This window comes from Ruegeria sp. BB6, assembly GCF_056539385.1.
In genome coordinates this window covers 75502-95085 of the sequence record NZ_JBQFUW010000005.1, presented here as the reverse complement: position 1 = coordinate 95085, position 19584 = coordinate 75502, and the positions used below count along the sequence as shown (strand labels likewise).

20 protein-coding genes are annotated in these 19584 nt (G+C 60.0%); 5 read left to right on the top strand and 15 right to left on the bottom strand.

Going from position 1 to position 19584, the window contains the following annotated elements; translation table 11 throughout:
* Window positions 1–124: 124 nt before the first annotated feature.
* Window positions 125–823 carry a glutathione S-transferase N-terminal domain-containing protein gene (locus ACR0B7_RS13085; RefSeq protein ID WP_170576803.1) on the top strand — a complete coding sequence of 233 codons (699 nt, stop codon included), beginning with the start codon at window positions 125–127 and terminating at the stop codon, window positions 821–823.
* Window positions 824–859: 36 nt separating this feature from the next.
* Here the strand turns inward: ACR0B7_RS13085 and ACR0B7_RS13080 are convergent, their stop codons facing one another.
* The 10 genes from ACR0B7_RS13080 to ACR0B7_RS13035 form a co-directional block, all read right to left on the bottom strand.
* A complete protein-coding gene (locus tag ACR0B7_RS13080) occupies window positions 860–1309 on the bottom strand; it encodes a YtoQ family protein (protein ID WP_170485180.1) in 450 nt (149 codons plus the stop codon).
* A gap of 62 nt (window positions 1310–1371) precedes the next feature.
* Window positions 1372–3768, bottom strand: coding sequence for a phenylalanine--tRNA ligase subunit beta (pheT, locus tag ACR0B7_RS13075; RefSeq protein WP_170485182.1), 2397 nt, complete (start codon window positions 3766–3768; stop codon window positions 1372–1374).
* Window positions 3769–3846: 78 nt separating this feature from the next.
* Window positions 3847–4650, bottom strand: coding sequence for a prolyl oligopeptidase family serine peptidase (locus tag ACR0B7_RS13070; protein WP_170570680.1), 804 nt, complete (start codon window positions 4648–4650; stop codon window positions 3847–3849).
* A gap of 118 nt (window positions 4651–4768) precedes the next feature.
* Window positions 4769–5053 carry a hypothetical protein gene (locus ACR0B7_RS13065; protein ID WP_170485186.1) on the bottom strand — a complete coding sequence of 95 codons (285 nt, stop codon included), beginning with the start codon at window positions 5051–5053 and terminating at the stop codon, window positions 4769–4771.
* A complete protein-coding gene (gene pheS, locus ACR0B7_RS13060; RefSeq protein WP_170387338.1) occupies window positions 5050–6123 on the bottom strand; it encodes a phenylalanine--tRNA ligase subunit alpha in 1074 nt (357 codons plus the stop codon). Before pheS ends, ACR0B7_RS13065 begins: the two co-directional genes overlap by 4 nt.
* A gap of 86 nt (window positions 6124–6209) precedes the next feature.
* Window positions 6210–7277, bottom strand: coding sequence for a Hint domain-containing protein (locus tag ACR0B7_RS13055; protein WP_170387336.1), 1068 nt, complete (start codon window positions 7275–7277; stop codon window positions 6210–6212).
* 110 nt (window positions 7278–7387) lie between these two features.
* Window positions 7388–8758 (bottom strand): glutamate--cysteine ligase, encoded by a 1371-nt coding sequence (locus ACR0B7_RS13050; protein ID WP_170387334.1) that lies wholly within the window; start codon window positions 8756–8758, stop codon window positions 7388–7390.
* 64 nt (window positions 8759–8822) lie between these two features.
* On the bottom strand, window positions 8823–9350 hold the full coding sequence (locus ACR0B7_RS13045) for a hypothetical protein (protein WP_170387332.1): 528 nt from the start codon (window positions 9348–9350) through the stop codon (window positions 8823–8825).
* Window positions 9347–10195 (bottom strand): GNAT family N-acetyltransferase, encoded by an 849-nt coding sequence (locus ACR0B7_RS13040; protein ID WP_480681660.1) that lies wholly within the window; start codon window positions 10193–10195, stop codon window positions 9347–9349. Before ACR0B7_RS13040 ends, ACR0B7_RS13045 begins: the two co-directional genes overlap by 4 nt.
* On the bottom strand, window positions 10192–10917 hold the full coding sequence (locus tag ACR0B7_RS13035) for a 16S rRNA (uracil(1498)-N(3))-methyltransferase (protein ID WP_170485188.1): 726 nt from the start codon (window positions 10915–10917) through the stop codon (window positions 10192–10194). Before ACR0B7_RS13035 ends, ACR0B7_RS13040 begins: the two co-directional genes overlap by 4 nt.
* A gap of 12 nt (window positions 10918–10929) precedes the next feature.
* On the opposite strand from ACR0B7_RS13035, the gene ubiA reads away from it, so the two are divergent.
* From ubiA to ACR0B7_RS13020, 3 genes are all read left to right on the top strand, one after another.
* Entirely contained in the window at window positions 10930–11892 is a 963-nt protein-coding gene (ubiA, locus tag ACR0B7_RS13030; protein WP_170570678.1) for a 4-hydroxybenzoate octaprenyltransferase, read from the top strand.
* A gap of 65 nt (window positions 11893–11957) precedes the next feature.
* Window positions 11958–13868, top strand: coding sequence for an OmpA family protein (locus ACR0B7_RS13025; protein WP_170576802.1), 1911 nt, complete (start codon window positions 11958–11960; stop codon window positions 13866–13868).
* 1 nt (window position 13869) lies between these two features.
* On the top strand, window positions 13870–14190 hold the full coding sequence (locus ACR0B7_RS13020; RefSeq protein WP_170387322.1) for a hypothetical protein: 321 nt from the start codon (window positions 13870–13872) through the stop codon (window positions 14188–14190).
* Between the two features lies 1 nt (window position 14191).
* Here the strand turns inward: ACR0B7_RS13020 and ACR0B7_RS13015 are convergent, their stop codons facing one another.
* Genes ACR0B7_RS13015 through pgsA form a run of 3 tightly spaced genes read right to left on the bottom strand, consistent with a single transcriptional unit; the run spans window position 14192 to window position 15556 of the window.
* Entirely contained in the window at window positions 14192–14635 is a 444-nt protein-coding gene (locus ACR0B7_RS13015; protein WP_170485194.1) for a molybdopterin synthase catalytic subunit, read from the bottom strand.
* 3 nt (window positions 14636–14638) lie between these two features.
* Window positions 14639–14884, bottom strand: a complete 246-nt coding sequence (gene moaD, locus ACR0B7_RS13010) for a molybdopterin converting factor subunit 1 (RefSeq protein WP_142635267.1) — start codon at window positions 14882–14884, stop codon at window positions 14639–14641.
* Window positions 14885–14887: 3 nt separating this feature from the next.
* Window positions 14888–15556, bottom strand: coding sequence for a CDP-diacylglycerol--glycerol-3-phosphate 3-phosphatidyltransferase (pgsA, locus tag ACR0B7_RS13005; protein ID WP_170485196.1), 669 nt, complete (start codon window positions 15554–15556; stop codon window positions 14888–14890).
* Window positions 15557–15740: 184 nt separating this feature from the next.
* Here pgsA and ACR0B7_RS13000 point away from each other — a divergent pair, with 184 nt between their 5' ends.
* Window positions 15741–16625 carry a DMT family transporter gene (locus ACR0B7_RS13000; protein ID WP_170485198.1) on the top strand — a complete coding sequence of 295 codons (885 nt, stop codon included), beginning with the start codon at window positions 15741–15743 and terminating at the stop codon, window positions 16623–16625.
* On the opposite strand, the gene uvrC is transcribed toward ACR0B7_RS13000, so the two are convergent.
* Window positions 16622–18496 carry an excinuclease ABC subunit UvrC gene (gene uvrC, locus ACR0B7_RS12995; RefSeq protein ID WP_170485300.1) on the bottom strand — a complete coding sequence of 625 codons (1875 nt, stop codon included), beginning with the start codon at window positions 18494–18496 and terminating at the stop codon, window positions 16622–16624. The two genes, ACR0B7_RS13000 and uvrC, sit on opposite strands and share 4 nt — an antisense overlap.
* Window positions 18497–18786: 290 nt before the next feature.
* Window positions 18787–19566, bottom strand: a complete 780-nt coding sequence (locus tag ACR0B7_RS12990) for an SDR family oxidoreductase (RefSeq protein WP_170485201.1) — start codon at window positions 19564–19566, stop codon at window positions 18787–18789.
* Window positions 19567–19584 lie beyond the last annotated feature (18 nt).

Below are 19584 nucleotides of genomic sequence, written 5' to 3'. Positions count from 1 at the left end.
AGATGCAACCCTTTTCCCCGTTGTTCCAGAATACACAGCCGCTGACCGGACATGCACACCCTCACCACTGGAAGGATCGCCTAACCGTGCTTACCTGTTCCAGACCGTCTGAAAGGAACCAACCATGCTGGATACCACCTCGCACCCGATTACAGCCCGCTGGCCTGCCAGCAGCCCCGAAAAGATCCAACTTTATTCCTACCCGACGCCCAACGGTGTCAAAGCCTCGATCATGCTGGAAGAGACGGGCCTGCCCTATGAGCCGCATCTGGTCACGCTGGCCGACAAGGACGTCAAAAGCCCCGAGTTCCTTTCGCTGAACCCCAACAACAAGATCCCCGCGATCATCGACCCCAATGGCCCGGACGGGGAACCGCTGGCGCTTTTTGAAAGCGGTGCGATTCTGCTGTATCTGGCCGAAAAAAGCGGCAAGCTACTGGGATCAACGCCTGCCGACAAACATCGTGTCACCCAGTGGCTGATGTTCCAGATGGGCGGTCTGGGACCGATGTTCGGACAGTTGGGCTATTTCCACAAATTCGCCGGGAAAGAGATCGAAGACCCCCGCCCCCGCGAACGGTACATCGCCGAAGCGAAGCGGTTGCTGAACGTCCTGAACACTCAGCTCAACGGTCAGGATTGGATCGCCGGAGAGTACTCAATCGCCGATATTGCCATCGTTCCCTGGCTGCGCGGTCTGGACTATTACGGCGTCAAGGAAATCGTGGGGTGGAACGATTTCGCGAACCTTCAACCCTATGTCGATCGGTTCTTTGCACGACCCGCCGTACAGCGCGGCCTGCGTATTCCGGCGACAGAGTAAACCGGGTGGGGTGAGGTCGCGCCTCACCCCGCACTCTTAGCCGGGAAGTTTGCCCGTCAAAACGTATCGCAGCACGTCAACAACTTGCGCGGGCTGCCCGGCGACGGCCAGCGCAGCGGCGTCCACCTCTTTCAGGGCGTGCTGGTGATCGGGACCGTGCAATACGATCAGGGACTTGCCCAGAGCCGCCGCATAGCCTGCGTCGAACGCTGCGTTCCACTGTTTGTATTTCTCGCCAAACCGCACGACGACAACGTCAGCATCCGCAATTCCCTTGCGGGTACGAATGGCGTTTACCATCGCGCCCTTATGGTCGTGCCAGTATTTGTTCGGCTCGGCGCCCAGAATGGCCACTCCGCAATCGTCGCTGGAATCGTGATCCGTCACGGGGCTGTTGAACGTAATATCCAACCCTTGTGCGCCCTCGATGATCTGCTCACGCCAGTCGGTGTGAATCTCTCCGGACAGGTAAACGCTCAGGCTCATGGAACTCTCCTTGCTGATGGGCGCGCCCGAAGGCGCGCCTCGAATCTCGATTGCAAACAGGCTTAGCCGCGCAGCGTCCCGCCGGTCGCCTTGGTGACCTTGGCGATAATCTTCTGGGCGGCCGCCTCGATATCTTCTTCCTTGAGCGTCTTGTCCGTTGGCTGAAGGCGAACGGTGATCGCGAGGGATTTCTTGCCCTCTCCGACGCTGCCGCCGATGAATTCGTCAAAGACGCGGACATCTTCGATCAGCGCCTTGTCCGCACCTGCGGCCGCATTGACCAAGGTCAGCGCCTCGACGGTTTCGTCCACGACAAAGGCAAAATCCCGCTCGACCGCTTGCAGGTCACGCAGTTCCAGCGCGGCTCGGGTTGCGCCGGATTTGCGGGGCAGAGGCACCTCGTCCGGCCAGATGGTAAAGGCCATCGCCGGGCCTTTGATATCCATCGACTGCAGGATACGCGGGTGCAGTTCGCCAAACACGCCCAGCACCTTTTTCGGACCCAGACAGATTTTACCGTGACGGCCCGGATGCCACCACGCATCACCGTCGCGCAGAATCTGAACCTTGGCGGGCGCACCAATGGCCGCAAGCACAGCCTCGACGTCTGCTTTGACGTCGAACAGATCGACGGGGCGTGATGCGCAGTGCACATCCTTTGGTCCGTCGCGACCAACCAGCAAGCCGGAAATCTGCGTTTTCTGATCGCCCGGCTCGCCATCATGGAAGACAGGGCCAACCTCGAACAGGGCCACATCCGCGTACCCGCGCGCCTGATTGCGCGCCGCAGCCTGCAACAGACCGGGCAGAAGATCGGGGCGCATATGGCTCATTTCCGAGGAGATCGGGTTTTCCAACTGGGTCGCCTCATCACCGCCACCGAACAGCGCGGCCGACGCCTGATCAATGAACGTGTAGGACACGCACTCATTATACCCCAAGGCCGCGCAGGTACGACGCGCCATGGATTGACGGCGCTGCGTGGGCGTCATCACAGGTTTCGGGATACCGTCCGTGATACGCGGCAGCGGTTTGCCCTTCAGCTTGGTCAGGGACGCGATCCGCGCGACCTCTTCCACCAGATCGGCCTCACCCATGATGTCGGGGCGCCAACTGGGGACATGGGCCATCTCGCCTTCCAGACGGAAACCGAGACGGGTCAGGGTCTGGCGCTGCTCGCTTTCGGGAATATCCATCCCGACCAGCGACTGCACCCGTGCCGCATCCAGCTTGTAGGCCCGCGCATGGTTCGGTGCTTTGCCGGCTTCGACAACGGACGAGACCTCGCCCCCGCAAATATCCAGAATCATCTGCGTGGCCTGCTCCAGCCCTTCACGGGTGTAGTCCGGATCAACGCCACGCTCGAACCGATACCGCGCGTCCGAGTTGATCTTGAGCGCGCGACCGGTCAGCGCGATCTGCACATGATCCCAGAAAGCGCTTTCGAGGAAGACATTCACGGTCTCCTCGGTGCAACCAGTTTCCTCGCCACCCATGATACCGGCGATGGATTCGGGGCCTTTGTCGTCCGAAATCACCATCATGCCGGGTTGCAGCGTGTATTCTTTTTCGTCCAGCGCCACCAGTTTTTCACCACCTTTGGCACGGTGAACGCGCAGGTTGCCTTGTACCTTGTCGGCGTCAAAAACATGCAGCGGGCGGTTCTGGTCAAAGGTCATATAGTTGGTGATATCCACCAGAGCCGAAATAGGCCGCAGACCAATCGCCTTCAACTGATCCTGCAACCACTGCGGGCTTGGGCCGTTTTTGACCCCGCGGATCACCCGGCCGGTGAAATGCGGCGCGCCGTCCAGCGTGTCTTCGTCAATCGTCACCTTGATCGGGCTTTCAAAGTCGCCGGGCACAGGCGCGTAGTCACGCCGCCTTAGCGTCCCTACACCCCGCGCAGCCAGATCGCGCGCGATCCCTGCCACGCCCAGCGCATCGGGACGGTTCGGCGTGATCGCAATCTCGATCATCGGATCAACCTTGGACGGCTCATTCTCGGCCAGCCAGTCCACGAACTTGTCACCGACCTCGCCCGAGGGCAGCTCGATTATGCCGTCATGTTCTTCCGACAGCTCCAGCTCGCGCTCAGACGCCATCATGCCAAAGCTTTCGACGCCGCGGATCTTGCCGACGCTGATGGTGATATCCAGACCGGGGATATACATGCCCGGCTTGCAGACCACGACCGTGATTCCTTCGCGCGCGTTGGGGGCACCGCAGATGATCTGCAGATCGCCCTCATCGGTTTCTACCGTGCAGACGCGCAGTTTGTCGGCGTCGGGGTGTTTCTCGGCGTGCTTTACATGACCCAGCGTGAATCCCGCCAGCCGGTCCGCCGGGTTCACGATCTCTTCGACCTCAAGGCCAAGGTCGGTCAGCGCCTCGGCGATCTCATCAACCGACGCATCCGTATCGAGGTGGTCTTTCAGCCAGGACAGAGTGAATTTCATTGCAGCGGGCTTTCTTGGGCAAACATCCGTTTGGCACAGGCAATGGCAAAGATTGCGCCAAGGTGCAAGCGCTGCGCGTTACGGATAGGTGGGGGTGCGGCCCAAAAGCTCGTCCAATTGCCAGCCAAGCCAGCCATGCGGGATGAAATGGCCGCCCGGATGGGTGTCCAGCACCACCTGCCCCCGCGCGCAATCGGTCCATTCCGTGCGGCTGAGCGTCAGGAACGGCTTCACGCTCCAATCCCCGCGCGGGGTCGCGCCGTTGCAGTTGTACTTTTCCCGCCACAGCGCCACCGGATAGGTCGTGTCACCACCGGGGCCGAGCGGGAAATCCATCACCGTATCGTCCAAGCCATGCACATGCCGCACCTCACGCGGGGCTTCGGGGCAGGTTTCCGTCTGGCGGATTGAGCCGGCAACAGCCAGCAGCGCCGCCATGTCATTGCCCGACTGACACACAAAACGCCACGCCATCGCGCCGCCATAGGAATACCCCGAGACATAGATGCGGTCCGGGTCGACCGGATAGCGATTGGCCACATCCTCTAGAACCCGATCGGCAAAGGGGACATCCCCGGTATCCGCCGACCAGAAGTTCCAGCTTTTGCCCAAGCCGTTCGGAGCCACCAGCAACACGCCCCGCAGCTTCGTGGCCCCCGCGATCCGTTCATGGTTCACCACCACGGTGCCCTGCCGCGACCATCCGTGAAAATGCAGCAGCACCGGCAGAGGGCTTTCCCCATCCCAACCATCCGGTTCCAGCACATGATACGAGCGGTCCCCGACCTCACAGGCAGTATCGCCGTGGCAATCGGATTTCCACGGCCCCATGGCGAGCGCCGGGGTTGCAGTCATCAAGAGGAAAAGCAGTCGATAGATCATAGGCCAGAGCCTAGTCACTTGAGGCGGGGTGTCACGTCACAACCCTGTGGGAACCTGTAACACGCCGCGCTATCGGCCTATATTCCGCGCGCAGAAACCCAAACCTTTTCCCGATCAACTAACGGTAGTTGTAGTTTTGCACGGCAATATCCCAATCACTCTGCAAACGCTCCGCTTCAAAAATCGCGTCATCGTGCTCGTTCTCTAAGCACTCCAAATAGTCGGACATATCCCGAAGATACCTCTGCACGTCATCTTGAGCACTTTCCATTTCCGAATGCTCTTCATAGTGGCCTGAAGGTAAATGTGGCCGGTCGGGCCTATCACAATAGTAATATTGCGCAAAGAGAGGCGCAGGGAACACCACGCCAATCAAAACAAGTGCAAATTTCTGCAGTCTCACCGAGACAAACCACCATGCAGGTTCGGCATATCCAGCGCTGCAAACCCGTAGTGCCGCAGCCAGCGCAGGTCGCTGTCAAAGAACGCCCGCAGGTCAGGGATACCGTATTTCAGCATCGCCAGACGGTCGATGCCGATCCCGAACGCAAAGCCCTGATAGACCTCGGGATCAATCCCACCGGCGGCGATCACCTTGGGGTGGACCATGCCAGAACCCAGAATCTCCATCCAGTCGTCGCCCTCACCAATCTTTAGCTGGCCGTTATCCCACGAGCAGCGGATATCGACCTCGGCCGACGGCTCGGTGAAGGGGAAGTGCGAGGCGCGGAAGCGCAGTTCAACATCGTCGACCTCGAAGAACGCCTTCACGAACTCTTCCAGAACCCATTTCAGGTTCGCCATCGAGATGTCCTTGTCGATGGCCAGCCCTTCGACCTGATGGAACATCGGCGTGTGGGTCTGGTCATAATCGGCGCGGTAGACACCGCCCGGACAGATGACGCGGATCGGCGCGCCTTGCAGCTCCATCGACCGGATTTGTACCGGAGACGTGTGCGTCCGCAGCACATGCGGCGGGCGATCATCGCCCTCGGCGCGGTGCATGTAGAACGTGTCCATCTCGGCCCGTGCGGGGTGGTGGCCGGGAATGTTCAGCGCGTCGAAATTGTACCAGTCGTCTTCAATGCGCGGCCCTTCGGCCACCGAAAAGCCCAGCTCGGCAAAGATCGCGGTCAGTTCCTCGGTCGCCTGACTGACCGGGTGGATCGAACCCTGACGGCGCGCGCGGGTCGGAAGGGTCACGTCCAGCCACTCGGTCCGCAGACGCTCATCCAGCGCGGCATCGGCCAAAGCCGCCTTTTTTGCGGACAGGGCCGAGTTGATCTCGTCCTTCAGAGCATTCAGCGCGGGACCTGCGACCTGACGTTCCTCGGGCGTCATTTTGCCCAGCTCGCGCATCTTTAGCGCGACCTCGCCTTTTTTGCCCACGGCCGCGACGCGGATCGCCTCAAGCGCGTTCTCGTCGCCCGCATCGGCGATTTGCCCCAGATATTTTGCCTTAAGATCGTCCATGACGCTTCCTGAACCTGGCCCCTGACTGATGTTCTGGACCTGCTATCACAGCAGACCGCGAAAGCAAGAGGGGGACAGCCGCGCAATCAGGCAGAGCGCAACAATGCCACGGTTTTGCCCTGACGGATCGGCCGCGCGGCAACGCCATAGGCGTCAGGGCATCGGCGCAGATCAGGGAAAAGCGCAAAAAGTTCTTCCGCCGTTTCCGGCGCAAGCCCGTCCAGCCCTTCCTGGCCCGGAAAAAAGCTCTCGGACACCAAGCCTGCCGTTGTCACCAACTGATGGCGATCGAATAGCAGGTGAACGTAGTGGACAATGTCGCACGGCGCTTGGGTCACGGTCTCGCCATTGACCAGCGATCTGGCTGGAACCAGAACCTCGTCTTCTCCGAACATCAGCTCTGCCTGCCAGCCACAAATCAAAAGGCGATGCTGCGGTGACACCAGAACATCGACCTCTGCGCCCAGCGTTCCGGCGCTGATCCGGATCGGCGCAAACCGCCCCTGCCCCGAAACAGTGCGGTGCCCGATCCAACGCACCTGTTGTTCACCATGATCGAATGTCGTCACCCAGTCGCCGGGTTTCAGGGTTTCGATCCGGCGCGGACCATCCGGAGAATCCAGCATCGTACCAGCCGTGAAGCAGGCCACGCCGCTGTCGCCGGGGTTCACGGCCTCATACACAAGCGTATCAGGGTCGGGCTGGTTGAACTGTATTGTCGTCGAGGTCCGGCTTGGCCCCACCAGCACCGGCAGGTTTACCGACGTTTCGCCCGCCGCCAATCCATCCTGCGCTACGATGTTCTGGGTGCCGCCGCCAATATCGTAAAAATCGACAACCTCGCTCGTTGCGGTGTTGGTCAGCGCATAGGCTTCGTAGTTGTCTGGTCCACCCCCGTCGGGGTCCGTCAGAAGGATCGGAAAATCATCCGCCGAGATAACATAGACCCGTTCGTTGTTATCGGGGTCGATGGAGACCTGAATATTTGGATCATCCAGTGGAATCTCGATCCCGACCTGCCCATTGGCCTGATAAAAAGAGACAGTGTAATCCGCCGGGTCTTCACCAGGGCGAAGCGACACCTCCAGAAACTCGCTAGTACCAGAGGTTGCTGCGTAGGCGTTGGAGTAGTGCAGTTCGCTTATGCGCGCCATCAATCGCTCTCGGAATACGGGACCTTGATTACATTATTCTTTGGCCTGTGACGGCTTTCAAGCCAAGACACCAATATCGGCAAACCATATCTTAAACTGCGGCTCACCGGTTAGTAGCTGTATTCCGGAAAAATGCGCGTCAGATCGCCGTTCCAGTCGCCGTTGTAGTGATCCAACAACTCATCGGCGGGAACCTTGCCCGTTTCGATGCTGTCCTTCAGGGCGTTCAGAAAATGCGTCTCATCGGGGACCAACCCACCTGCGCCGGGCAGGGCGCGGGACTTCAGGCCGGACTCGGCGATCGCAACAACTTCGCGCGCAAGGTCATGCATATTGATGTTGCCGACCTGTGCCTGCAGACCGTCTTTGGCGGCCTCGACGCGCAGCGCTTCGCGCGTTTCCGCGTCCCAGCCTTTAACCAGATCCCACGCGGCATCCAGCGCGCCCTGATCATAGGTCAGCCCCACCCAGAAGGCGGGCAGCGCGCACAGGCGACGCCACGGGCCGCCATCCGCGCCGCGCATCTCCATGAACTTCTTGATCCGCGCTTCGGGGAAAGCGGTGGTTAGGTGGTCGGCCCAATCGGACAGGGTCGGCGTTTCGCCGGGCAACGCAGGCAGTTTGCCTTGCAGAAAATCACGGAAGGACATGCCCAGCGCGTCGATATACTGCCCGTCGCGATAGACAAAATACATCGGCACATCGAGCGCATATTGCACATAACGCTCGAACCCGAAACCATCCTCAAACACAAACGGCAGCATGCCCGTCCGCGCATCGTCCAGATGCCGCCAGATATAGCTGCGCCAGCTTTTCTGGCCGTTCACCTTGCCCTCGAAGAACGGAGAATTGGCGAACAGCGCTGTCGCTACCGGCTGCAACGCCAGCGCCACGCGCAGTTTCTGCACCATGTCGGCCTCGGACCCAAAGTCGATATTGACCTGAACCGTGCAGGTGCGCCGCATCATGGCGCGGCCCATGGTGCCGACTTTCTCCATATAGTCGTTCATCAGGCGATAGCGGCCCTTGGGCATCAGCGGCATCTCGTCATGGGTCCAGATCGGAGCCGCGCCCAGACCGATGAAACCCACGCCGATCTCATCCGCGATATCTTTCACCTCACGCAGGTGCGTGTTCACCTCATCGCAGGTTTCGTGGATCGTCTCGAGCGGAGCACCCGACAATTCCAGCGCCCCACCGGGTTCCAGACTGACATTCGCGCCGTCCTTTTCCAGACCGATCAGCTTGTCGCCTTCGCGCACCTCGCCCCAGCCGTGGCGGTCGCGCAGACCTTCCAACACAGCCACGATCGAGCGCTTACCCTCGAACGGCAACGGCTTCAGCGTGTCCTTGCAATAACCGAACTTTTCATGCTCGGTCCCGATGCGCCAATCTGATTTGGGCTTGCAGCCCGATTCCAGATATTCGGCAAGTTGCTCGTGGCGTTCGATCGGCCCGCCGCCGGACTGGGGGATGGACATGAACCGCTCTCCGATCCTGATGTGTCTGTCTTTGGGTCAGTCGTGGGGGGAAATGCCGCCAGTGTCAATGCAGCCGCAGATGTGGCGGGCGCATCGGGTTGCGCTCCCATATGACCACCGGATGCACACCACCGCTGTTCAGTTCCGCCAGCATTGCTTCGGTTTTAAGCCCCGGCAAAGCCGAGAAAACGTCGAACAACGCCTCGGCCCCTTCTGCATTCACAGGAATGTGAAGCGTTGGCTGACCCGGCTGATCCAGAACCCAATGCGCGGGGTTCGAGGTCGGGTCCAGCGCCAGCCGTTCGATCTCACGTGCCGCAACGATGCCACCATCCAACGGGCCAAGATAGGTTATCTGCCCCTCGTCGATTGTGACAACGCCCGGCCCGCCCGCCCCGGTTCTGAACCGGGCCCGCTGAATTCCGACCACCGTCAACGCTGCGGCAACGATCACCAACACCCATCCCAGCCAGCCCAGCAGACCTCCGGGGCCACTGATCCAGCTAAGCCCAACCAATAGAACCACTCCGGCCGCCAACACCTCGCGCCAGCGCCACAGGGTCAGTTTGGCTTCGGGTCGGATGAAACTCATGCCGGGTCCTTTGGGTTTTTGAACAGGATCAAGGAATACTGACCTGCGGTTTTAAATCCGATTGCGATATAAGCACGCGCGGCGGAATCGGAAGCCGCAAACAGAACAGCGCGGGTCACACCCGCCGCCCGAGCCTCAAGCAAATGCAGCGCAACAGCCAGTTTCGCATAGCCGCGTCCACGCAAGGCAGGCGGGGTGTAGACACCGCCGATTTGTACCGCTTCGGGCAGTCGTGCGTTAAACCCCGTCATTCCCACAGGCTGACCGGAAACCAGCAAAGCCCGATGAGAATCGCGTTCGACATAGGCTGCAATGTCTTTCTTTGACTGGCTTCGCGCGCGGTCCGCGTCGAAATCCATCGCTTCGGTCAGGTAGCTCTGGCGCCAGCCTTCGGCAATTTCACGATCCAGATCGCCCAGCGGCACCAGCGCGGCGCCGGATGTATCAGGCACGACAATCTGGTTCAGATCCAGAGTGAAACCCGGTTCGTCACTGTTCAGCGTCGCGGGCCGGTCTTCCCACCCCGCCAAATGCATGAACCGACGGGCCTGCGTCGCTTCGGCCGCCAGACCGAATAACGCGCGGCCCCGGATCAACTGTATCGCTTCCGCAAGCTCGGCATCGCTGCAATCAGGGCATTGCGGCAGCACCATGCCCTCGTTTGTGATGGCAAGAATGGCACGCGGTCCATCGCCCAATGTCCAGACATTCACCGCGCGCGGGTCACGCCCTCGCAAACCGAAATCTCGTAAATTGGCCAGAGGAAACATCGACGTCTGAATATGTTCCGACAGAAACCGGTCGATCTTTGGCACGTCCCCTTGCCGCGCCTGCTGCCACGTCACGTCCAATCCCCTAACGCCTGCTGCCACATGGTCAGGGCAGCAACCGCCGCCGTATCCGCCCGTAGGATGCGCGGGCCCAGACTGACCACATGCGCAAAAGGCAACCCTGACAGGCGCGCGCGTTCCCGGTCTGAAAACCCGCCCTCGGGTCCGATGAGGATGGCCCAGGGCTGATCCTTTTCGTTCGCAGCCAGACGCAGGGCCGATCCCACCTCGGCCTCATCACAGAACATCAACTGGCGACCGTCAGGCCATGCTTCCAGTACACGATCCAGACGCTGGAGGTCGCTGACTTCGGGCACGTAGGTGCCGCCGCATTGCTCGGCGGCTTCGACGGCGTGGGCCTGCAGGCGGTCCTGCCGGATGCGTTCGGAATTGGTGAATTCAGTCTGCACGGGCAGGATGCGCGCCGCCCCCATCTCAGCCGCTTTTTCAACGATGAAGTCGGTGCGCGCCTTTTTGATCGGAGCGAAAAGCAGCCACAGATCAGGCGGCAATTGCAGGGGCTTGGTCTGTTCAACACAGCTTAGCACCCCGCCGCGCTTTCCGGCCTGCGCGACCTCGGCCAGCCACTCTCCGTCCTGACCGTTGAACAGCGCCACGTGGCCGCCCACGGTCAGACGCATGACGCCAAACAGATAATGTGCCTGCTCGCGCGTCAAATCAACGGATTGCCCTGGACCCAAAGGGTGCTCTACATACAATCTGATCTTTGCACTCATGAGACGTTACATATGCAAGGCAACGCGCCAACACCAGACGGTCAGGTCGCTGATGCGGTATCCGGCAACTGGGTCGATACATATGCGCCCGCATTCACCCGCCCCTATCTGCGCCTTTCACGCGCAGACCGGCCCATCGGCACGTGGCTTTTGCTGATTCCCTGTTGGTGGGGGCTGGCGCTGGCGATCCTGAGCGACGGAAATCCGCGCTGGGAAGACCTGTGGATCGCGGCCGGATGCGCCATCGGCGCGTTCCTTATGCGCGGGGCGGGCTGCACATGGAACGACATTACCGACCGCGAATTCGATGCTCAGGTCGAGCGCACCCGGTCGCGGCCGATCCCTTCGGGTCAGGTCAGTGTGCGGCAGGCAACGGTCTGGATGGCGCTGCAATGCCTTCTGGCGTTGATGATTCTGCTGACCTTCAACCAAGCCGCGATTGCGATGGGCGTGCTCTCTCTGCTGCCTGTGACAATCTACCCTTTCGCCAAGCGGTTCACTTGGTGGCCGCAGGTGTTTCTGGGCCTTGCGTTCAACTGGGGCATCCTTCTGGCTTGGGCCGCACATACCGGAACGGTCGGAGTACCCGCGATCACCCTGTATCTGGCAGGTATCGCATGGACGCTGTTCTATGACACGATCTATGCCCATCAGGACGCCGAAGATGATGAGCTAATCGGCATCAAATCCACCGCTCGGCTGTTCGGGGAAGATACGGCGAAGTGGCTGAAATACTTTCTTGTTGCGACAGTCTCGCTTATGGGCCTTGCGATCATCGACGCGGCAACAACACAGGCTTCGATCCTGGCGCTGTTTGTAGCACTGGCCGGCCCTTGGGCGATGGGTTGGCACATGGCATGGCAGTTGCGTGGGCTGGATACCGAAGACAACGCGAAGCTGCTGCAGCTTTTCCGCGCCAATCGGGACACCGGCCTTATTCCGCTGATCTTTCTCTGCGTCGCGTTGCTGGTCTGATTGCACCTCGGCGCAGGCCTCTGTAAGAGTGGCGCTCAATCACCCGAGGAGTCGATTGCCCGCACATGCGCCTGCCTTATTTCATCGCTGCAGCCCTGATTTTCCTCGTGTCGGCCGGTTTGTCCCTGCTGGCGGCCAGTTTCGCAGTCACAAAGGTCGAAGAAGCGTCCGAATTCGCAGTTCGCCGGGCGCTCGACCTGAAAGGTCACGACTGGGCTGAGGTTGAATCCGATGGTCTACGTGTCGTCCTGACCGGAACCGCAGTGGACGAGGCCACACGCTTTAACGCGCTGACCGCCGCCGGAACCGAGGTTGATACGTCGCGTGTCATTGATGAAATGCAGGTTGAAGCGACAGGCCAATTGGCGCCGCCGCGGTTCTCGGCGGAAATTCTGCGCAACGACAGCGGCATTTCGGTTATCGGCCTGATCCCGGCAAGCCAGGACCGCAACGCGCTGATGGCCAAGCTGCGCAAACTGGACGGCGGCAAAGTTTCGGACCTGATGGAAACAGCGGATTACCCCAAGCCAAAAGGCTGGGAGGAGGCGCTGGATTATGCCGTTGAGGCACTTTCCAAACTGCCCCGCGCCAAGATTTCGGCCAGCCCCGGTCTGGTCAAGATCACGGCGATTGCCGACAGCCAGCAGGAAAAGGAAAACCTTGAACAGAACCTGACCCGCGCGGCGCCGCCCAGCCTGCGCATCGGCCTGTCGATCTCTGCCCCAAGACCGGTGATCACCCCTTTCACCTTGCGCTACTTGATTGATGAAACCGGCGGCACGTTTGACGCGTGCTCGGCACAGGACGAAGACGCGCGCGACGCCATCGTGGCCGCTGCGCAGGGCGCGGGTCTTTCCGGCCCGTATTCCTGCACGATCGGGTTGGGGGTTCCGTCTCCGCGCTGGCCCGAGGCCGCATCACTCAGCATTCGCGCACTTGCAGATATCGGGCAAGGATCGGTGACGATTTCAGACGCCGACATCACGCTGGTCGCCGCTGAAGGCACTGACCCCGCGCTGTTCGACCGCGTCGTAGGCGAACTGGAAAACGGTCTACCTGATGTGTTCGCGCTGCATGCGGTGCTGCCGGAACCAAGCGAGGACGCGCCGACCGGCCCGCCTGAGTTTTCCGCCACCCGCAGCCCCGAGGGGCTGGTGCAGATGCGTGGACGCCTCGGTGACGACGCCGTGCGCGACATGGTCGACAGCTATGCGAAGGCTGCATTTGGGACGGAACAGGTTTACACCGCTGCACGGATTGCACCCGACTTGCCCGCAGACTGGCCAGTGCGCGTTCTGGTCGGACTCGAAGCCTTGTCCCATCTACACAACGGCGCGCTTACGGTAACGCCCGATGACTTGATTCTCAGCGGGATCAGCCAGGACCCGGACGCCAAAGCGCGTATCGCAGGTTTGCTGTCCGACAAGCTGGGCGACGCTCAGGAATACACTCTGTCCATCACCTATCAGGCACCGCCCGAGCCGGAAGACACTCTGCCGGACCCCGAAGAATGTGAGGACCGAATTGCAGAAGTGCAGGCGAAAACCAAGATCGCTTTCGAGCCGGGCTCGGCGACGGTTGCTTCGGACTCGCGCGATACAGTGAACCAGATCGCCAACATCCTGCGCGAATGCGGACCCATCAGGATGGAGATCCAGGGCCATACCGACAGTCAGGGCCGAGAAGAGATGAACCAGCAACTCAGCCAGGCGCGGGCGCAATCCATCCTGAACGAATTGCGCGGGCGCCGGATTCCAACCGGCAGTTACTCGGCCGTGGGCTATGGCGAAACCCAGCCCATCGCAGATAACGGCACCGAAGAAGGCCGCGAGGAAAACCGCCGGATCGAGTTTCGTCTGATCCGGCCCGAACCCGTCGCCAATTCCGAAACCGGGCTTGAAGCGATGGAAGCCACGACGGGCAACTCAGAAGACGCGCAGCCAGAGGCCGAAGAAACCGGCGCAGAGGAACAGTAAGTTGAACAGAATCGAATTCATCATCGCCACCGCCGTCATCCTGTTCGCGGCTTTCTGCATGGGCTGGTTCGCCAACTGGCTAGCCCACCGCCTGTCCCGTGTGCGCCAAAGCGATGTGGCCGATCTGGACCGCATGAGCCAGGAATTGCACGAAGCCGAAGAAACCCGCGATCAGGCGATCACCTACCTGCAGCAGCGTGAGGCGGAACTGACCAATCAACTGACGCAAGCCGAGGCAGAGCTGTCCGCGGCGATGGACGGCCTGCGCGCTGCACGTCAGGAGGCTGAAGAACTTCGAGGACGGATCAACAACGCGGACTGAGTTACCACCGGGTCAGCGCGTCTTCATCCTCGTCCTTGGCGGCCACCCACTCGGCACCGGATGCGGTGATTTCCTTTTTCCAGAACGGCGCGCGGGATTTCAGGTAGTCCATCAGGAATTCCGCTGCCTCGAACGCATCCTTGCGGTGCCGCGCAGCCGTCGCCACCATCATGATCCGATCACCCGGAGCCAGCCGCCCGTGGCGATGAATTACCAACACATCACCCAGTGACCAACGCTGCATTGCCTGTTCCGCAATTTCGGTCAGAGCACGTTCGGTCATGCCGGGATAGTGTTCGATCTCCATGACATCCAGATCGCCCGAAGCCAGATCACGCACAACACCGGTAAAGGTCACAATCGCCCCGTTTGCAGCACCGCTGTCGGCAAAGGCGTTGGCTTCGGCCCCCAGATCGAACGCCTGTTCCTGAACCACGATACGCATGGATCAGCCGCCGGTCATGGGCGGGAAGAACGCGACTTCACGAACCCCGGCGAGCGGCGCGTCAAAGTCCGACAGCTCTTGATCAAGCGCAACGCGCAACGCGGACAGGTCAGCAAAGGCGGCGGCATAGCGATCTTCGCGCGCGCTGAGTTCGGCCACCAGATCGGATACAGTCGCGGCTTCGGTCTCGACCCGTTCTTTTGGCAGGCCGATACGTTCACGCACCCAGGCGAAATACAGAACGTCCATCGCTTAGCTCTCCTTCAGATGGGGCATGGCTTTACGTAGGTAGTCATAGCCCGTGATCAATGTCAGGGTCGCTGCGAGCCACAAGAGCCACAAACCGATCCGTCCCGACCAGAACATGCCCTCTAGATGCCAGCGGATATTGTTTGCGTCGTCGACCTGACCGGTCAACACCTGATCAATGGTCGCGGGATCCATACCAAAGGTCGACATAACGAAATGGTGCTCGAATATCCCCTGAGAAAACAGAACGGCAATCGCCACCATTTGCGCGGTCGTTTTCCACTTGGCCAGCATGGTTACTTTCAGCGTCCCGGCCACGTCACCGAGGTATTCGCGCAGGCCCGAGACGAAAACCTCGCGGAACAGGATCACAGTCGCAGGCAGAACCAGCCACGGCGTCCAGTGCTCGGCCGAATAGCCCACAAGGATCATCAATGCGATCACGACCATCGCCTTGTCAGCGATCGGGTCCAGCATGGCACCCATCTTGGTTTCCTGTTTCCACGCCCGCGCCAGATACCCATCGAACCAATCGGTGATGGCGGCCGACAGAAACAGGATCAAGGCGAACCAATCGGCGAGAGGACGAGAAAAATAAAGAAACATTACGGCGAGACCGGGTGCTGCCAACAGGCGTAGCACGGTCAGGATATTGGGCAGGTTCCACTTCATGCCGCGACACTACATCGCCGTTTCAGGACATAAAAGACGGCCGGTCAAAAAACTCACCCTGCACAGGCGGTTGCCTGTCCACGGAACGGGGCAAGAAACAGGGCGCGTCGGCCAGATATCTCTTGGCGCATCGCCGCATTGAGGTCAGATTGGCCGCCGGTTCCACCTGAACATATCGCAGGACATGAAAACTCACATTCAAACCAACCCAAGGTCCAACCTGATCGGCAGTGCCTGGATGATCGCGGCCATGGCGCTGTTTGCGCTAGAAGACGCGCTGCTCAAGAGTGCGTCTGCTGAAATCCCGATCTGGCAGGTTCTGGCCCTTTTCGGAACCGGAGGAACATTGATCTTTGCGTGCGTGGCGCTGGTGCGCGGCACCCGGCTGTTTCAACCCGACGTGCTGTCGCGGCCGATGAAAATACGGGTAGTCTTTGAAATCTTCGGTCGGCTGTTCTATGTGCTGGCCATTGCACTGACGCCTCTATCCTCTGCCACGGTGATCCTGCAGGCCACACCACTGGTTGTCGTCGCGGGCGCTGCACTGTTTTTTGGCGAGACTGTCGGCTGGCGGCGCTGGAGCGCCATTCTGATCGGGCTGGTCGGCGTCGTGATCATTATCCAGCCAACCGGAGACAGCTTTTCCCTTTTGTCGATCCTCGCGGTCTTGGGGATGCTGGGTTTCGCAGGGCGCGATCTGGCCAGCCGCGCGGCCCCGGCCACGCTGGGGACAGAAGTGCTGGGCTTTTACGGTTTCGTCTGCATCATTGTGGCCGGGCTTGCCTATCGGTTCTGGGAAGGCGCACCGCTAGAGCCCTTGACCCCAACCGTCAGCCTGCACATGGCCGGAGCGATCGTGATGGGCGTTATGGCCTATGCCGCGCTGATGAAGGCGATGCGCACCGGAGAGGTCTCGTCCGTCACCCCGTTTCGCTATTCGCGGCTGCTTTTCGGTATAGGACTGGGCGTCGCAATGTTCGGAGAGCGTCTGGATCAGGCCATGTGGACCGGCAGCGCCCTGATCGTTGCGTCGGGTCTTTATATTCTATGGCGCGGACGGCGGACCTAACCCTTGTCGTGGAAAAAATCGTAGACCTTTTGCGCCAGCCCCGCCGAGATCCCATCCACCGCCTTTAGGTCGACCAGATTGGCTCGACTTACGGCCTTGGCGCTGCCGAAATGTGCCAGCAATGCCCGTTTGCGCGCGGCTCCGACGCCAGGGATTTCGTCCAGCGGGGTCGCGCCAACCGCTTTTTCCCGCTTCGCACGATGCGTTCCGATGGCAAACCGGTGCGCCTCGTCTCGCAGGCGCTGGACGAAATACAGAACCGGATCGTTGCGTTTCAACGCAAACGGGCGATGGCCAACGCGGTGGAATTCTTCCTTGCCGTGGTCACGGTCTACACCTTTGGCGACGCCCACCATCGGGATATCTTCGACGCCGTGCTGAGCCATGATCTCATGCACCGCGCTGACCTGCCCCGCCCCGCCATCAATCAGCAGAAGGTCCGGCCACATACCCTTGTCGCGATCGGGGTCTTCTTTTTGCAGACGGGTGAAACGGCGGTTCAGAACCTCTTTCATCATACCGAAATCGTCACCGGGCGTCAGGTCATCGCCGCGGATGTTGAACTTGCGATAGGCGTTTTTCATGAACCCTTCTGGCCCCGCAACGATCATCCCGCCAACCGCGTTGGTGCCCTGAATGTGCGAGTTGTCATAAACCTCTATCCGTTCAGGCGGTGCATCAAGGTCAAACGCTTCAGCCACGCCGCGCAACAGCTTGGCCTGCGTCGCACTTTCTGACATGCGACGCGCCAGTGACTCCCGCGCGTTGCGCAAGGCACCAGCAACCAGTTCCTGTTTCTCGCCGCGCTGAGGGACAAGGATTTCAACCTTGCGACCGGCCTTCTCGGTCAATGCGTCCTGCATCAGATCGGCGTTTTCGATTGCATCCGACAGGATCAACTGCCGGGGCGGTTCCTTGTTGTCGTAGAACTGGCCCAGAAACGCCTCCATCACCTCGGCGGGCGATACATCCGCCCCGACCCGAGGGTAGAAATCCTTGTTTCCCCAGTTCTGGTTGGCGCGGATAAAGAACACCTGCACGCAAGCCTGACCGCTGTCCATATACAGACCGATCACATCCGCCTCGGTCACGCTGCGCGGGTTGATCCCCTGAGACGTCTGCACCTGCGTCAATGCCCGGATGCGATCACGCAGACTGGCGGCGCGCTCAAACTCCATCGCCTCGGACGCGGCCATCATCTGGTCGGCCAACTCCTCCTGCACCTTGGTCGAGCGACCAGACAGGAACCGTTCCGCATCCTTGACGCTTTCGCGGTAATCGCTTTCCGAAATCAGTCCGACGCACGGCCCCGAACAGCGCTTGATCTGATACAACAAGCAAGGGCGCGTCCGGCTGTCGAACATGGAATCCGAGCAGTTGCGCAGCAGGAACGCCTTTTGCAACTGGTTCAGTGTCCGGTTCACCGCGCCCGCGCTGGCAAAAGGACCAAAATACGCGCCCTTTTCCTTCTTGGCCCCGCGGTGTTTTTTGATCTGTGGAAAGGCGTGATCTTTTGCCACCAGAATGTTCGGGAAACTTTTGTCGTCGCGCAGCAGCACGTTGTATTTGGGCTTGAGCTGCTTGATCAGGTTCTGCTCTAGCAGCAGCGCCTCGGTCTCGGTCCGGGTGGTCAGAAACATCATCGAGGCGGTCGCGGCGATCATCTTCTCGATCCGCCCCGAATGGCCGGGCCGCGTATAGTTCGATACCCGCGCCTTGAGGTTGCGCGCCTTGCCCACGTACAGAACCCGGCTGTCCGCATCCAGCATCCGGTAAACGCCCGGAGAATTGTCCAGCGTTTTCACGTAGCGCTGTATACATTCGTATCCAGTGCCCTGTCTTTCGAGGTTCGATTCGTTCTGGGTGGTCATGAGCCTGAAATATGATTCCCTGACCATGGCTGCAATCTTGTGCGTCTCAGATCAAGAGAAAACAAATCCACGGTTTCTGTGGATAACTATGAAGATAAGTTTCTGAGGATCTCGATTTTCCCTTAATTCATTAAGGATTCCTTGTTTTGCCCAAAAAATAGGCGATATATTAAGATGTTGTTTTCAAACGTTATTTTTTCAAGCGCGTGACAAGTGTATGAAAAAAAAGACAATTTTGTAACGCGTTGGTAACAGAAATGCGAGCGGTGCAAAACTTGCGTCAGAGATGCTTATTCCAGCCCCAAAACGTCCGGTGTTTGCCAAGCAAGATGCTGCCCGCCGTCCACGCATAATAGCTGTCCTGTCACGGCCGGCGCGTCCAGAAAATACCCCAGGGCCGCAGTGATATCCGACGGGTTTGCGCCACGTTCCAGCACGGTATTGGCGCGTTGCGCCTTGAAATGATCTTCGCTTTGCCTGTGGCCCTGCATCGTCGGGCCGGGGCCGATGGCATTGACGCGGATTGCAGGGGTCAGCGCCTGCGCCGCCGTGCGGGTCAGCGCCCACAGACCCATCTTGGCAATGGTATAAGACATGAACTCGGGCGTCAGCTTGCGGACGCGCATGTCGACCATGTTAACGATCAGCCCAACCGCGACGGGTTCACCTGCGTCGTCGGTATCCGGCTCTAGACCCTGATCTGCCATCGCCTGAGTCAGAACGAACGGCGCGCGCAGATTGCTGTCCAGATGCCGGTCCCAGCTTTCACGGGTGGCCGTATGGATGTTGTCATATTCAAAGATCGAGGCGTTGTTGATCAAACATGTGATCGGCCCACCCAAAGCCTCGGCCGCGCGTGGCAGTAGGGTCTGGACCTGTGCCTCATCCAGCAGGTCAGCCTGCAACGAAACCGCCGTGCGGCCCATTGCCTGAACCTCGGACACGACCTCAGCCGCCGGATCAGCGGATGTCGCGTAGTGAACGGCGACATCATACCCGCGTTTCGCCAGGTACAGCGCCATTGCTCGGCCAAGACGAATTCCAGCACCAGTTACCAACGCTCGGGTCATGAAAGCTCCCTCTCAGTC